Source organism: Bradyrhizobium sp. CCBAU 51753, assembly GCF_015291565.1.
GTDB classification, from domain to species: domain Bacteria; phylum Pseudomonadota; class Alphaproteobacteria; order Rhizobiales; family Xanthobacteraceae; genus Bradyrhizobium; species Bradyrhizobium ivorense.
Genome location: NZ_CP030037.1, coordinates 6,728,301 through 6,741,741, shown reverse-complemented (window position 1 = coordinate 6,741,741; position 13,441 = coordinate 6,728,301). Strand labels below are relative to the sequence as shown.

The following is a 13,441-nucleotide window of genomic DNA, read 5'->3' as shown; positions in this document are numbered from 1 at the left end:
GCGCTTATGCGGGCTACGCAGTGAGATGGGATTCAGTTCTGATAGTAGCCGCGCGGCTGGTAATAGCTCCGCGGCTGCGGCTGGTAATATTGCGGCGCCGGCACGTAGCTGTCGTTGGTGTAATATGGCTGCTGGCCGTAGCCCTGCTGGCCGTAGCCCTGCTGGCCGTAGCCCTGCTGGCCGTAGCCTTGCTGACCATAACCTTGCGCGTCGTAGACGCGGCGGGTGGGGCGCGGCGCCGGATAGCGCTGGTCGCTCGAGCTGCCGTCGGCCGGATAGATGTAGCCGTCGTCGGCGCGGGCCTGCGCCGGATATTCGCGCGGCTGCGGCGTCAGCACGACGGGATCGCCGGCGGTGGCAGTTTGCTGATCGAGCTGCTGCGGCGCGCGGCGGGCCACTGCGGTGCCGCGCGGATTGCGCGCCAGCGCGACCTGCGACGAGCCGGTCAGCGTCACCGTAGTGTTGAGCACGCCTTCCTTCTGCACCAGCGCGTAGAGTGTCGAGGCGTTGGCGCGCGACAGCCGCACGCAGCCATGCGACGCCGGGGTGCCGAGCCGGTTCACCGAGTCGGTGCCGTGGATCGCATGCCCGATCTTGGTGAAGAAGATCGAGTGCGGCATCGGCGCGTCGTCGAATTCCTTGGAGTAGTGATCCTCTTCCATGCGGAAGGCGCGGAAGGTGCCGTTCGGCGTTTCACGCGACGGGATGCCGCTGGAGACCGGCCAGTGATAGCGCGCGACGCCGTCGACCGCGACGGTCATCTGCTGGTTGTCCTTGTCGATGGTGATATCGACCTTGGCCTGCGCGGCACCGGCGGTGAAAAGCATCACGGACGTGAGAGCAACGAGGAACGAACGCATTTTACCCTTGGCCTCCAGGCCTGATCGCAACGCCGCGGCTCTCCGTCCCCGGCAACCACTATGCATGGAATCGGAACTTGGTTCCAGTGGCGGACCCGGCCATCGTTAATCGGGGCCGCGGCGCAAACAAGGCCGAAGCCGGGCGCGCCGGGCGCCGGGTCCTGACTTTTTCGCGAGCAGGCCTCAATTGGCCGTCACCACGCAACCATTTGGCCGCATGGGCGTTTCACAATCCCGCCGGGCGGCGCGTTCGCGCCGCGTTTGCGCCGCGTTTCAAGGAATCGAGATGAACAATACCAAGGTTAAGACCGCGGCCGTGCCTCCCGCCGGCCTTTCCGCGCGGCTCCTGCTTGCGGCCGCAGCGCTGGCGCTCGCGCTGCTGGCGATACCTCATGCCGGCCACACCCAGGGTATCGTCCGCGGCGCGCAGGAAGGCGCCTATGAAGGTAACCGGGCCGCCGGTCCGGTCGGCGGTGTGGTCGGCGGCGCCATCGGCGCCGGCGTCGGCGGTGCCGTCGGCGCGGTCAAGGGTGTGTTCGGGATTCCGGATCGCGGCTGGCGCCGCGGCCACCGCTGCCGCGGCTATTACCGCCACGGGCATTTCTACTGCTATCGGTAGCGCGCACCCGTAGCCGGATGAAGAGAAGCGAAATCCGGGGCCGCGCTATCCGCGGATGGACCTTCCCGGATTGCGCTTCGCTGCTGGCAAGGCGCGTGGATGGCATCTTCCTGTCCGACTTCGAGCAGGGCGAGATCGGGCCGGACAACCAGTTGTAACCTTCATCCTCCCAGTAGCCGCCGGTATGGTTGTTGAGCACGCCCGATGACGTGCTTAGGAAGCGGCTCTTCCGAGCCGCCGGTTGGCCAGTCTTTTGATTGCGGGTGGAAGTTCGCGCAGCAGGTATCTGATTCCGGGCGGGTGCTTCCATCCATACAACTCAGGGTGCATGACGTTGAGCATCTCCGAGGGTTGCAGACCCTTCATCGTGCTAGCGAGTTTCTTACTCACATAGAAAAGCATGTTTTGACGATACCACGGCTCAACCGTCGCATTGTTCCACACTCTTGGTCGGACAACGTCATAAGGATAAAACTCGTGAGCGCGAAACTTTTCCGCCCAATAACCCTGCCATTGCTCATTGATGTGCCCGCTGCCGCCTTGGCCCGGAATAGCTGCGCTGAAGAGGACGACGTCAGAGAGGGCGCAAAGATCGTTGACAAGAGATGTCGATCTTTTTTCCGGCAGGTGCTCGGCAACTTCCGTACATAGTGCCAAGTCGTACCGTGCCGGGAGATCTGGTGGCAGTACAATATAGGAATCTAGTTCGCAAACGTTGACAGTCAGGTTGCCGGGCTCTGTCGTAACATCCTTGACCCAAGCGCCCTCGACTCCGATTAATGTCGTAACGCCCAGATCGCCTGCTACGGAAAGCCAAGTACCGACGCCGCAGCCGACATCGACGAGCGTCTTGGGTTTAACGAAGTCGAATACTATCGGTAGGATGACGCTTGCGCTCGCGCGTGAGCCAGCGCGCTGACGAGCGTAGTAGCTATCTTGGTAAAATCTGGTAGCCATTCTGTTACTTCCAGAACGATAAGGCTACTGCGTGCTGTTACCTTCCCGTACAAATGAGGCCGCTACGCGGCGTCTTCCATTTTCAATGAGTTTGATTATTCCTTCACGACTGCAGCCGGACGTGGTTCGCTCAATCCCGGGGGATTTCTCGGGAGGCATTGACTCTGTACGTAGCGCGCCCCGAACGCGCCTCAGCCCACTCGCGCCGGATCACTCCGCCGCCTCCTGCATGTCGGTGGTCGGCGCGATGCGGTCGGCAGCGCATCGAGTTCGGGCGTGCCGCCGCCGTAGCGGCGGATCAGCGCTTCCTTGGTGCGGCAGTAGGAGCGCGATTTCCAGCCGATGCCAGACTGCTTCTGCAATATCTATTGCACGCCGTCGCTGATAACCCGCCGGTTCTCGTCCAGCACGGCGACGACCCCATCCCCACCCGCTTTGCTCTGGCGAGCAAAGCGACCTCCCCTTTTCAAGGGGAGGTAAGAGCCCGTTACCCATCGGCGCTTTCGCAAATCAATTCTTCAGGCGGTATCCGGTCCTGAAGATCCACGCCACAATGAACATGCAGACCACCAGGAAGCCGATGGTCATGCCGAAGCTCACCGCGACGCTGACGTCGGCGATCTCGAAGAAGCTCCAGCGGAAGCCGGAGATCAGATAGACCACCGGGTTGAACAGCGTGATGGTGCGCCAGCCCGACGGCAGCATGTTCACCGAGTAGAAGCTGCCGCCGAGGAAGGTCAGCGGCGTCACCACCAGCATCGGGATCATCTGCAGCTTCTCGAAACCGTCGGCCCAGATGCCGATGATGAAGCCGAACAGGCTGAAGGTGACCGCGGTCAGCACCAGGAAGGTCAGCATCCAGACCGGATGATTAATGTGCAACGGAACAAAGAGTCCGGCAGTCGCCAGGATGATCAGGCCGAGGATGATCGACTTGGTGGCGGCGGCGCCGACATAGCCGATCACGATCTCCAGATAGGAGATCGGCGCCGACAGGATCTCGTAGATCGTGCCGGCGAATTTGGGGAAGTAGATACCGAACGAGGCGTTGGCGATGCTCTGGGTCAAGACCGACAGCATCACGAGGCCAGGCACGATGAAGGTGCCATAGCTGACGCCCTCGACCTCGGTGATGCGCGAGCCGATCGCGGCGCCGAACACCACGAAATACAGCGAGGTTGAGACCACCGGCGAGACGATGCTCTGCAGCAGCGTACGCCAGGTGCGCGCCATTTCGAACAGATAGATGGCCCGGATTGCGCGGTAGTTCATGGCGCCCTCACGAGGCTGACGAAGATATCCTCGAGTGAGGACTGCGTAGTGTCCAAATCTGAAATCCGGATGCCGGCATTGCGGAGATCGTTGAGCAGGCTGGTGATGCCGGTGCGGTCGCCCTTGGTGTCGTAGTCATAGGTCACGGCGCGGCCGTCGCCGGACAGCTCCAACTTGTAGACGGCCAGCGCCTCGGGGATCGCATCGAGCTTGTGCTGCAGCTGCAAGGTCAGGTGCTTCTTGCCGAGCTTCTGCATCAAGGTCGCCTTGTCCTCGATCAGGATGATCTCGCCCTTGTTGATGACGCCGATGCGGTCGGCCATCTCCTCGGCTTCCTCGATGTAATGCGTGGTCAGGATGATGGTGACGCCGGAGGCCTGCAGCGTGCGCACAACCTCCCACATGCCCTTGCGCAGCTCGACGTCGACGCCGGCGGTGGGTTCGTCCAGGAACAGGATCTGCGGCTCGTGCGACAGCGCTTTCGCGATCATCACGCGGCGCTTCATGCCGCCGGACAGCGTGATGATCTTGTTGTCCTTCTTGTCCCACAGCGACAGGTCCTTCAAGACCTTCTCGATATGGGCCGGGTTCTTCGGCTTGCCGAACAGGCCGCGGCTGAAGCTCACGGTGGCCCAGACCGACTCGAAGGCGTCGGTGTGCAGCTCCTGCGGAACCAGCCCGATCATCGAGCGCGCCGCGCGATAATCCTTGATGATGTCGTGGCCGCCGATCGAGATGCTGCCCTGGCTCGGATTGGCGATGCCGCAGATGATGCTGATCAGCGTGGTCTTGCCGGCCCCGTTCGGTCCGAGCAGCGCAAAGATCTCGCCGCGGTTGATCCCGAGATTGATGTTGTTCAGCGCCTTGAACCCGGAGCCGTAGGTCTTCGAAAGATTGGAAACGGAGATGATCGGCGACATGCAGGGTCGATAGCCGTAAGGGATGGGGCGCGCGGAACTGAGCCCGGCGGGGCGGGAAATGGGGGCCAAGCGCAGATAGGGACGCTCAATCCATTCTGCAATCGCCCCGCGGGGCAGAAAAATCATTCTGCGCCGACCGCCACCGGCTACTTTGCATGGGGTTGTTTTTCATGTTTTGGCAGCGCCCCCTGCGACGGGCCCGAAAGCGGGCGAGGGGACGTAGTTCCGACGTCGCCGCTTATCAACCTAAATCTACTGTGCTCAGTGCTTCTTCTTCGCCGGCTTCTTGGCGGCCGCGGCGGGGGCCGGGTGCGCGGGCGGCTCGGCGTCGGCGACCTTGGCGACCGTCAGGAACTGGGTCTGCGCATTGGCCGGGCCGTTGGGGCGGGCGGGGTCGAGCAGTTGCTCTTCGCCGAGCCCGACCGGGTGCAGCCGCTTGGTCGCGATCTTGAAGGTGTTGACCAGAATGTCGCGGACCGCGTCGGCGCGCCGCTGGCTCAGCAGCGCGGCGTTGTCGCGCCGGCCGCCGGATTCGACATGGCCGACGATCAGGAAGGTGTAGGGCAGCAGCGACGAATGGGTCAGCGCGTCGGCGATCCGCCCGATGGTCTGGTAGGACTCCGGCAGCACGATCGGCGTGTCGACGTCGAACTTGATGTCGACGTCGAACGCCGGCAGCTTGGTCAGGTCGGGGGCGATCGGCGGCCGCTTCTGCGGCGGCGGCTCGTTCTTGCCGCGCGAGCGCGAGCGTTCGAGCACCTGCTGGCGCAGCGCCGGCACGTCGATCTCGGCCGGCGTCTCGAAATGATTGAGTTTTGCGATGACGTCGTCACGCGTGACGGCGGCGGTCTGCGTCTGCGCTCGCGCGAGCGGCGCCGCTAGCAGCAGCGCGCCGATGAGACCGGCGCCGCACAGCGCTCGCGTCAGGCTACGCATCACTGATACCCCGCGTCGGTGATGGCCTGCGCGCAGTTGCGGCTGACGCCCTTGGCGGTGACGAGGCAGGGCACCGACTTGCTGGTCTCCTTGGTCGAGCCGCCGCACACCTTGACGATCTCGCGGGTGCAGGCATTGGCCACGGTGACGCGTGCCGCGATCCGCTTCTGGATCGCGTCCAGCGTCGAGAGATAGCCTTCCTTGCACTGCGGCGACATCACGTCGCGGTTGCGCGACAGGCACTCCTTGAGGCGGTTGGAGTCGAGGTTGACGCCGCGGCAATTGGCGGTGATGTCGGCGCCGCAGATCCTGGCGAGCTGCGCTGCGGCATCGCCAAAGCTCATCGTCTCCGCCGCCGCGAACGACGGCGCAGTGAGCGCGACGACAAAAAGGAAAAGACGTCCCCGGACCATGGGGCCATCTGAACCCATGAATTTAGCTGGGGTCAAGTGCCACGAGGCAGGGAATTCCACTCTGTCACACCCGCTCCACAAAGCTGTCGACAACCTTCTTCTCGCCGGCCTTCTCGAACGCGATGGTGAGCTTGTTGCCGTCGATCTTCACCACATGGCCGTAGCCGAACTTCTGGTGAAACACGCGATCGTCGAGCGAGAATTCCGACACCGTACCGGTGGATTTCGCCACCAGCTCGCCCTCGATCACCAGCGGGCCGCGCTTGCCGTGACCGGATGAAAACGACGACTGCCGCTCCTCGAAACCGCCGCTGCGCCCGCCGCCGCCGCGGTTGCGGTTGGCCTGGGCGCGCTGCCAGCCCGGAGTGGAGTAGCTCGAGCCGAAGGATTCCAGGTTGTCGAAGCGCGAGGCGCCATAGCCGCCGCTGCCGCCCCAGCCCGAGCCGCCCTTGGATTCGGTGATCTCGACATTGTGCGCCGGCAGCTCGTCGAGGAAGCGCGAGGGGATCGTGGTCGACCAGGTGCCATGGATGCGGCGGTTGGTGGCGAAATAGATTTTTGCGCGGCGGCGCGCCCGGGTCAGGCCGACATGGGCGAGGCGGCGTTCCTCCTCGAGCCCGGCGCGGCCCTGTTCGTCGAGCGTGCGCTGGCTGGGGAACAGGCCTTCCTCCCAGCCCGGCAGGAATACGTTGTCGAATTCGAGACCCTTGGCGGAGTGCAGCGTCATCAGCGACACCGCTTCCTCGCCGGCCTCGCCGTCGCGGTCCATCACCAGCGAGATGTGTTCGAGGAAGCCTTGCAGGTTCTCGAACTCCTCCATCGAGCGGACCAGTTCTTTCAAATTGTCCAGCCGGCCGGCGGCATCCGCCGAGCGGTCCTTCTGCCACATCTCGGTGTAGCCGCTCTCGTCGAGCACGATCTCGGCCAATTCGGTATGCGACGTCACCTCGCTCTGCGCCCGCCAGCGGTCGAACTGCATCACGAGATCGCGCAACGAGCCGCGCGCCTTCGGCTTCAGCTCGTCGGTCTCGACCACCGCGCGCGCCGCCTCGAACAAGGGAATGCGGCGCTTGCGGGCGTGGTCGTGCAGCATCTGCACGGTGGCGTCGCCGAGCCCGCGCTTCGGCACGTTGACGATGCGCTCGAAGGCGAGATCGTCGGCCGGCGAATTGATGGTGCGCAAATAAGCCAGCGCGTCGCGGATCTCGGCGCGCTCATAGAATCTGGGACCGCCGATCACGCGATAGGGCAGGCCGAGGGTGACAAAACGGTCTTCGAACTCGCGCATCTGGAACGAGGCGCGCAGCAGGATGGCGACGTCGTTGAGGTTCTCGCCGGCGCGCTGCAGCTCCTCGAGCTCCTCGCCGATCGCGCGCGCTTCTTCTTCGGAGTCCCAGGAGCCGGTGACGGTAACCTTTTCGCCGTCGACGTCTTCGGTGCGCAGCGTCTTGCCGAGCCGTCCCTCATTGTGCGCGATCAGATGCGAGGCGGCGGCGAGGATGTGGCCGGTGGAACGGTAGTTGCGCTCCAGACGGATGACTTTTGCGCCGGGAAAATCGTGCTCGAAGCGCAGGATGTTGTCGACCTCGGCACCGCGCCAGCCATAGATCGACTGGTCGTCGTCGCCGACGCAGCAGATGTTTTTGGGTGGACTCTTCTCCCTCTCCCCGTCCTTTACGGGGAGAGGGTCGGGGTGAGGGGCTGCCTCCGCGAGCTCAGTCTGCGGAGACTCCCCCTCACCCGGCGCGCTCTGCGCGCCGACCTCTCCCCGCAAGCGGGGCGAGGTGACATCTCCCGGAATCACCTCAGACAGCGCACGGCCCGGCCGCGACGGCGCCTGTGACAACAGCCGCAGCCACAGATACTGCGCGACGTTGGTGTCCTGATATTCGTCGACCAGGATGAACTTGAAGCGGTTCTGATAACCCCGCAGCACATCCGGGTTCTCGCGGAACAGGCGGATGTTCTCCAGCAGCAGGTCGCCGAAGTCGGCGGCGTTGAGAATCTTGAGCCGCTCCTGATAGGTCGCGTAGATTTTGCCGCCCTTGCCGTTGCCGAACGAGGCGGCCTCGCCCGAGGGCACCTGCTGTGGTAGCAGCCCGCGGTTCTTCCAGCTGTCGATCAGCCCGGCCAGCATCCGCGCCGGCCAGCGCTTGTCGTCGATGTTCTCCGCCTGCAGCAGCTGCTTGAGCAGCCGCACCTGGTCGTCGACATCGAGCACGGTGAAATTGGATTTCAGCTGCACCAGCTCGGCATGGGTGCGCAGGATGCGGCCGCCGATCGAGTGGAAGGTGCCGAGCCACGGCATGCCCTCGACCGCCTGGCCCAGCATCTGGCCGAGCCGCAGCTTCATCTCGCGCGCCGCCTTGTTGGTGAAGGTCACCGACAGGATCTCGTGCGGGCGGGCGCGGCCCTGGCTCAGGATGTGCGCGATGCGCGTGGTCAGCACCCGCGTCTTGCCGGTGCCGGCGCCGGCGAGCACCAGCACCGGGCCGTCGAGCGTCTCGACCGCCTCGCGCTGCTCCGGATTGAGCCCGTTCAGATATTGCGGAGCACCGGCCGCCGCCCGCGCACGCGCGGCGATGCCGCCAGCCTGTGGCTGGTGCTCGGGAACGCCGCGATGGGGCAATTTGCTCGGCTCGGTCATAGGCGAATCGTTGTGGCCCACGATGGCACCGCGGGACGGTGAAGGGGAGCCTTCTTAACAGGGATTGCAGGCCATATAGGGCCTGATCGGCCGTTTTGACAGGTTTATCGCGCGCGACAGGAACGATCCTCGCAGCAATCCACAGCGCGCCCGGTTCCGGAAATCGGCGAAAATTTCGCGGTTTCGCGGCCAGGAACCTGCGTTTCCCCGCCGGATTGTCTCAGCAGATACGGCGCCGGGCTGCGGCCCGCGCACGGCAACGAGACAGAGGTTGGATCATGCTGAGCTGGGTCGTCACGTTTCTGGTCATCGCCCTGATCGCGGGCATTTTGGGTTTTGGCGGCATCGCCGGCGCCTCGGTCGAAATCGCCAAGGCGATCTTCTTCATCGCCGTCATCCTGTTCCTGGTGTCGGCGGTGGTCGGATTGGTGCGCGGCCGCACACGGGTCTAGCGAAGCGCTCCTGTTCTGACGCGTTTTCTTCACGCGAACCGGGAACCACTTCGCTCGAAAACGCTACGGGCTATTTCGATGGCATCGCCACGCTGCGGCCGATGCCCTCGGGCCGGGGCACGCCCGCGTAGCTGTCGACGATCGCCGTCACGCGGGCGCGGATGTCAGGCGGAAACGGTGCCACCTTGCGCGCCTGCATGTCGACATGCAGCGTCAGGTTTTCCGAGGTCGCCGACAGCCAGCCCTCCTCGGCGTGGCGCAGCTCCTCGAACGTATGCAGCCGCTTCTCGTCGGCGCCGAGCAGGAACACCGAAACCTGCACGGGATCGCCGAGATGGATCTCCCGCAAATAGCGCACATGGCATTCGCCGGTGAAGGTCGAGCAGTGCCGCGCCTTCATGTAGGCCGGGCCGATGCCGAGCTGCAGCCACATCTCGTCGATGGCGCGGTCGAACATCACGTTGTAATAGGCCATGTTGAGATGGCCGTTATAGTCGATCCATTGCGGCTCGATCTGCATGATCGAGGACTTGAACGGGGCGGGCGGAAGCGGCAGTTCGCTGGCGGCAGTCACTGAGGTCATGGTCTATCCCGGTTCGCTGGCGTTCGAGCATGAGCTTTTCTGCGACCGCATCGCCGCCTTTTTCAAGTCAGGCTCTCTTGACCCCTTATACAAGCTTTGCCACGGTCGGCTAAATCCGGGAGGAATTTTGACGTGGCGACGACGATTTCGAGCAATGTGACGCGACCCGAACCGCAGGCCCTGAAAAGCGCGGTCGACGCGCTGGCGGCGCGGTTCGGCAACCGGCTCGTCACATCGCAGGCGGTGCGTGAACAGCACGCCCATACCACCACCTGGCTGCCAAACCAGCCGCCGGACGCGGTGGTGATGGCGCAGGAAACCGCCGACATCCAGGACGTGGTGCGGATCTGCGCAAGACATCGCGTGCCGGTGATCGCGTTCGGCACCGGAACCTCGCTCGAGGGCCAGGTCAACGCGCCGGGCGGCGGCGTCTGCATCGATCTGCGCGACATGAACAAGGTGCTCGCGGTCCATGCCGAGGACCTCGACTGCGTGATCCAGCCCGGCGTGACGCGCAAGGCGCTCAACGAGCATCTGCGCGACCAGGGCCTGTTCTTCCCGATCGATCCCGGCGCCGACGCCTCGCTCGGCGGCATGACCTCGACCCGCGCCTCCGGCACCAACGCGGTGCGCTACGGCACCATGCGCGAGAACGTGCTGGCGCTCAAAGTGGTGCGCGGCGACGGCGAGATCATCACGACCGGCACGCGGGCCAAGAAGTCGTCGGCCGGCTATGATCTGACCCATCTGTTCGTTGGCGCCGAGGGCACGCTCGGAATCATCTCCGAGCTCACGATCCGCCTGCGCGGCATCCCCGACACCATCGCCGCGGCGGCTTGCTCCTTCGACACCGTGCGCGGCGCCTGCCAGGCCACCATCCTCGCGATCCAGACCGGCATCCCGCTCGCGCGGATCGAGCTGCTCAACGCCGAGCAGGTCAAGGCCTGCAACAATTATTCGAAGCTGTCGCTGCCGGAGACGCCGCTGCTGCTGCTGGAATTCCACGGCAGCGAGGTCGAGGTCGCCGAGCAGTCGAAGAATTTTCGCGACATCGCCGCCGAATGCGGCGGCGGTGACTTCTCCTGGACCACCAAGCCGGAGGACCGCACAAAGCTCTGGCAGGCGCGGCACGACGCCTATTGGTCGGTGAAGGCGCTGCGCCCCGGCGACAGCATCGGCGTGGTCGCCACCGACGTCTGCGTGCCGATCTCGCGGCTCGCCGACTGCGTCACCGAGACCGAGGACGATCTGAAGCGGCTCAATCTGCTGTCGCCGATCGTCGGCCATGTCGGCGACGGCAATTTCCACTGCTCGCTGGTCTGCGACATCGACAACAGGGACGAGATGGCGCGCGGCGAGGAGTTCATGCACCGTTTGGTCGAGCGCGCCCAGGCGATGGGCGGCACCTGCACCGGCGAGCACGGCATCGGCCAGGGCAAGCAGAAATATCTGCAGGCCGAGCTCGGCCCCGAGGCGCTCGACGCGATGCGGGCGCTGAAGCAGGCGCTCGATCCGCAGAACATTTTCAATCCCGGAAAGATCGTCCCCGCGGCCTGAAGCGCCGCCAATTTCCGCGCAATTTGCGCCCGCCGGCCGCGCGTGTAGCGGCTGGCCCATGGAACTTTTCCGTTCGCGCGACGTCTGTCTTGTGCCGCAGTGTGAGCGGCGCAGCGCCAGGGAGAGCACCGTGGTCAGACGGGCAATTGGAATTGCGGTCATTGTCCTCGCGTTGGCCCTCTCAGGCACCGCACTCGGCAAGGGTGGCGGCGGAGGTCACGGAGGGGGCCATGGTGGTGGTCATGGCGGAGGTCACGGTGGCGGCCATGGGCATGGAGGGCACGGATTTGGCGGGCACGGCGGCGGCCGCATGCATTTCGGCGGCGGACATCATGGCGGGTTCGCCCGTTCGCACGCGATCCGGCGCTCGGGCTTTGCCGGCCATCGATCCTTCGCAACGCGCGGTGGCGCGAATTTCGGCCAGATGCGAAATGCCGCGATCAGATCCGGCAATCTGCACGCCGGCAACGTGCACAACGCGTTCAATTCGCTGTCGCGCTCGGGCGCATTGCGAAACGGCCGATTGCTGAGCAATCCGGCGGCGCGCGCGCAGATGGCGGCCGCTGCGGCGCTTGGCGGCTGGCACGGTGGCGCGGCCGCAAGCGGCTGGTGGCAGCATGCCGGCGGCGGCTATGGATGGGTCGGCCCGCTGTTCTGGCCGTTCGCCTACAACGACATCTATGACTACGCCATCTGGGGCGACGACATCGGCTTCTGGGGCTATGGCTATCCGGACATCTATGCCGGCATCTTCGCGCCCTATGGCTATGACGACCTCAGGGGCTATTTCGTCGAACCCAGGCCGGGCCGGCGCAGCCGCGGTGGCGGGCGGATCGAGCAGATGTGCGGCAACGACAGCCGCTCGCTTGCGGGCCTGCCGATCGATCAGATCGCGGCTGCGGTGCAGCCGACCGCGGCGCAGGGCGCTGCGCTCGACGAACTCGGAAATGCCTCGATCGCCGCGGCGCAGAGCATTCGTGCGGCATGTCCTACGCAGGTGATGTTGACGGCGCCGAGCCGCCTTGCCGCCATGCAGCAGCGGATCGAGGCGATGATCGCAGCCGCCGCCACCGTGCAGCCGCCGCTGGAGAAGTTCTACGGCCTGCTCGACGACGAACAGAAGGCGCGGCTGAACGCGTTGGCCGAGGATCAGCGCAAGGCATCGGCCGCGGGTGCAAGCAGTGCGCCGTCTGCCGACAATTGTTCGGCGGCACAACCGGCGGTGCAGCAATGGCCGACCGGCGAGATCGACGCCCGGCTGCATTTGAACGACACCCAGCGCGCCGCGCTGGGTGTGCTGCAGAACGCCAGCGCCGATGCCGCGCAAAGGCTGCAAGCTGCGTGCAAGGCGAGCGATGCCATGACGCCGCCGGCGCGGCTTGCTGCCATCGCCAAACGACTCGATACCATGCTGCAGGCCGTCAAGGACGTACGCGCCGCGCTCGAGGCGTTCTACGCCACCCTCGACGACGAGCAAAAGGCGCAGTTCGAGGCGATCGGACCAAGGCGATCGGCGTAGCTGCTTGACCCGAACGGGAATCCGCTTCGCGGGAAAGCCATGGAGCCGGCGATTTTGACGCTTAGCCCGTTCGCGGTAGCCCGAAGGGTGTGGCGGCCGCGCCATAGTGATGCCTCATCACTCTTCGTTACGAAGACTCTACGGTTCACAGGCTGCGTGAAGGCCAGCTATGCTTGCCGGCGTTTGAGGTGCGGCGATGTGGTGGTTCAGCAAGGCCAGGCAAAAGGAGATTTGGGACGATCCCGTCGAGCAGCCGCACGGCGACATCGAGGCGGTGAACATCATCCGCGCGATCTGCCGCGATGCAGCCGACAGCGCCGAGAAGCTGGGCCGGCCGGAGGGCCGTGCGGCGAAGAATCAGGAGATCGAGCGCGACCGCTACGAGCGCGCCGCCAGGCTCGCGATGGAGATCGCGATGAAGATTTCCGACGAGTTGATGCGCGACTCCGCCGTGCGCGAGATCATCGGCCTCTGCATGAAGGCCAACAACATCAAGACCGCACGGGCCCTGTACCGCGCCATCCACGCCGGCTCGATCAAGGCCGAGGTGTTGCAGGAGCATCCGACGCTCGAGGGTGAGCAGGGGTAGCCGTTCCGGCGGTCCCGTAGCCCGTAGCCCGGATGGAGCGCAGCGCAATCCGGGGCCAGTCTATCCGCGGAGAGAATCCCGGATTGCGCTTCGCTCCATCCGGGCTGCGCAGCGGCG

Annotated in this window: 14 protein-coding genes; 5 read left to right on the top strand and 9 right to left on the bottom strand. The window is 64.9% G+C overall.

The window, feature by feature from the left end; translation table 11 throughout:
* Nucleotides 1–32: 32 nt before the first annotated feature.
* Nucleotides 33–860: a L,D-transpeptidase gene (locus XH93_RS30890; protein ID WP_194470352.1), complete on the bottom strand. Its 828-nt coding sequence runs from the start codon at nt 858–860 to the stop codon at nt 33–35.
* A 286-nt stretch (nt 861–1,146) separates the two neighbouring features.
* Between XH93_RS30890 and XH93_RS30885 the strand changes: the two genes are divergently transcribed.
* A complete protein-coding gene (locus tag XH93_RS30885) occupies nt 1,147–1,479 on the top strand; it encodes a hypothetical protein (RefSeq protein WP_194470351.1) in 333 nt (110 codons plus the stop codon).
* A gap of 213 nt (nt 1,480–1,692) precedes the next feature.
* On the opposite strand, the gene XH93_RS30880 is transcribed toward XH93_RS30885, so the two are convergent.
* From XH93_RS30880 to XH93_RS30855, 6 genes are all read right to left on the bottom strand, one after another.
* Entirely contained in the window at nt 1,693–2,436 is a 744-nt protein-coding gene (locus tag XH93_RS30880) for a methyltransferase domain-containing protein (RefSeq protein WP_194470350.1), read from the bottom strand.
* A gap of 510 nt (nt 2,437–2,946) precedes the next feature.
* The gene (locus tag XH93_RS30875; protein WP_139480115.1) at nt 2,947–3,708 is read right to left on the bottom strand and encodes an ABC transporter permease; all 762 of its coding nucleotides are present in this window, start codon (nt 3,706–3,708) and stop codon (nt 2,947–2,949) included.
* The gene (locus XH93_RS30870; RefSeq protein WP_194470349.1) at nt 3,705–4,628 is read right to left on the bottom strand and encodes an ABC transporter ATP-binding protein; all 924 of its coding nucleotides are present in this window, start codon (nt 4,626–4,628) and stop codon (nt 3,705–3,707) included. The genes XH93_RS30875 and XH93_RS30870 overlap by 4 nt, the downstream gene beginning before the upstream one ends.
* Before the next feature lie 261 nt (nt 4,629–4,889).
* The gene (locus XH93_RS30865) at nt 4,890–5,564 is read right to left on the bottom strand and encodes an OmpA family protein (RefSeq protein WP_194470348.1); all 675 of its coding nucleotides are present in this window, start codon (nt 5,562–5,564) and stop codon (nt 4,890–4,892) included.
* On the bottom strand, nt 5,564–5,977 hold the full coding sequence (locus tag XH93_RS30860) for a hypothetical protein (RefSeq protein WP_194470347.1): 414 nt from the start codon (nt 5,975–5,977) through the stop codon (nt 5,564–5,566). Before XH93_RS30860 ends, XH93_RS30865 begins: the two co-directional genes overlap by 1 nt.
* Nucleotides 5,978–6,041: 64 nt before the next feature.
* Nucleotides 6,042–8,624: an ATP-dependent helicase gene (locus tag XH93_RS30855; protein ID WP_194470346.1), complete on the bottom strand. Its 2,583-nt coding sequence runs from the start codon at nt 8,622–8,624 to the stop codon at nt 6,042–6,044.
* Between the two features lie 278 nt (nt 8,625–8,902).
* Between XH93_RS30855 and XH93_RS30850 the strand changes: the two genes are divergently transcribed.
* The gene (locus tag XH93_RS30850) at nt 8,903–9,076 is read left to right on the top strand and encodes a DUF1328 domain-containing protein (RefSeq protein WP_016846258.1); all 174 of its coding nucleotides are present in this window, start codon (nt 8,903–8,905) and stop codon (nt 9,074–9,076) included.
* A gap of 70 nt (nt 9,077–9,146) precedes the next feature.
* On the opposite strand, the gene XH93_RS30845 is transcribed toward XH93_RS30850, so the two are convergent.
* Nucleotides 9,147–9,659, bottom strand: coding sequence for a thioesterase family protein (locus XH93_RS30845; RefSeq protein WP_194470345.1), 513 nt, complete (start codon nt 9,657–9,659; stop codon nt 9,147–9,149).
* A 132-nt stretch (nt 9,660–9,791) separates the two neighbouring features.
* Between XH93_RS30845 and XH93_RS30840 the strand changes: the two genes are divergently transcribed.
* A complete protein-coding gene (locus XH93_RS30840) occupies nt 9,792–11,216 on the top strand; it encodes an FAD-binding oxidoreductase (RefSeq protein WP_194470344.1) in 1,425 nt (474 codons plus the stop codon).
* A gap of 181 nt (nt 11,217–11,397) precedes the next feature.
* Here the strand turns inward: XH93_RS30840 and XH93_RS42530 are convergent, their stop codons facing one another.
* On the bottom strand, nt 11,398–11,601 hold the full coding sequence (locus tag XH93_RS42530) for a hypothetical protein (RefSeq protein ID WP_246799341.1): 204 nt from the start codon (nt 11,599–11,601) through the stop codon (nt 11,398–11,400).
* A 39-nt stretch (nt 11,602–11,640) separates the two neighbouring features.
* On the opposite strand from XH93_RS42530, the gene XH93_RS30835 reads away from it, so the two are divergent.
* Nucleotides 11,641–12,735 (top strand): Spy/CpxP family protein refolding chaperone, encoded by a 1,095-nt coding sequence (locus tag XH93_RS30835; protein ID WP_244622081.1) that lies wholly within the window; start codon nt 11,641–11,643, stop codon nt 12,733–12,735.
* Between the two features lie 196 nt (nt 12,736–12,931).
* Entirely contained in the window at nt 12,932–13,324 is a 393-nt protein-coding gene (locus tag XH93_RS30830) for a hypothetical protein (protein ID WP_139480131.1), read from the top strand.
* Nucleotides 13,325–13,441 lie beyond the last annotated feature (117 nt).

What these genes read in the sequence shown, in the direction of transcription:
- XH93_RS30880 (WP_194470350.1), bottom strand. Translation starts at nt 2,436, where the DNA reads ATGGCTACCAGATTTTACCAAGATAGCTACTACGCTCGTCAGCGCGCT.
- XH93_RS30830 (WP_139480131.1), top strand. Translation starts at nt 12,932, where the DNA reads ATGTGGTGGTTCAGCAAGGCCAGGCAAAAGGAGATTTGGGACGATCCC.
- XH93_RS30855 (WP_194470346.1), bottom strand. Translation starts at nt 8,624, where the DNA reads ATGACCGAGCCGAGCAAATTGCCCCATCGCGGCGTTCCCGAGCACCAG.
- XH93_RS30845 (WP_194470345.1), bottom strand. Translation starts at nt 9,659, where the DNA reads ATGACCTCAGTGACTGCCGCCAGCGAACTGCCGCTTCCGCCCGCCCCG.
- XH93_RS42530 (WP_246799341.1), bottom strand. Translation starts at nt 11,601, where the DNA reads ATGGCCGGCAAAGCCCGAGCGCCGGATCGCGTGCGAACGGGCGAACCC.
- XH93_RS30865 (WP_194470348.1), bottom strand. Translation starts at nt 5,564, where the DNA reads ATGCGTAGCCTGACGCGAGCGCTGTGCGGCGCCGGTCTCATCGGCGCG.
- XH93_RS30885 (WP_194470351.1), top strand. Translation starts at nt 1,147, where the DNA reads ATGAACAATACCAAGGTTAAGACCGCGGCCGTGCCTCCCGCCGGCCTT.
- XH93_RS30835 (WP_244622081.1), top strand. Translation starts at nt 11,641, where the DNA reads ATGCGAAATGCCGCGATCAGATCCGGCAATCTGCACGCCGGCAACGTG.
- XH93_RS30850 (WP_016846258.1), top strand. Translation starts at nt 8,903, where the DNA reads ATGCTGAGCTGGGTCGTCACGTTTCTGGTCATCGCCCTGATCGCGGGC.
- XH93_RS30870 (WP_194470349.1), bottom strand. Translation starts at nt 4,628, where the DNA reads ATGTCGCCGATCATCTCCGTTTCCAATCTTTCGAAGACCTACGGCTCC.
- XH93_RS30890 (WP_194470352.1), bottom strand. Translation starts at nt 860, where the DNA reads ATGCGTTCGTTCCTCGTTGCTCTCACGTCCGTGATGCTTTTCACCGCC.
- XH93_RS30860 (WP_194470347.1), bottom strand. Translation starts at nt 5,977, where the DNA reads ATGGTCCGGGGACGTCTTTTCCTTTTTGTCGTCGCGCTCACTGCGCCG.
- XH93_RS30875 (WP_139480115.1), bottom strand. Translation starts at nt 3,708, where the DNA reads ATGAACTACCGCGCAATCCGGGCCATCTATCTGTTCGAAATGGCGCGC.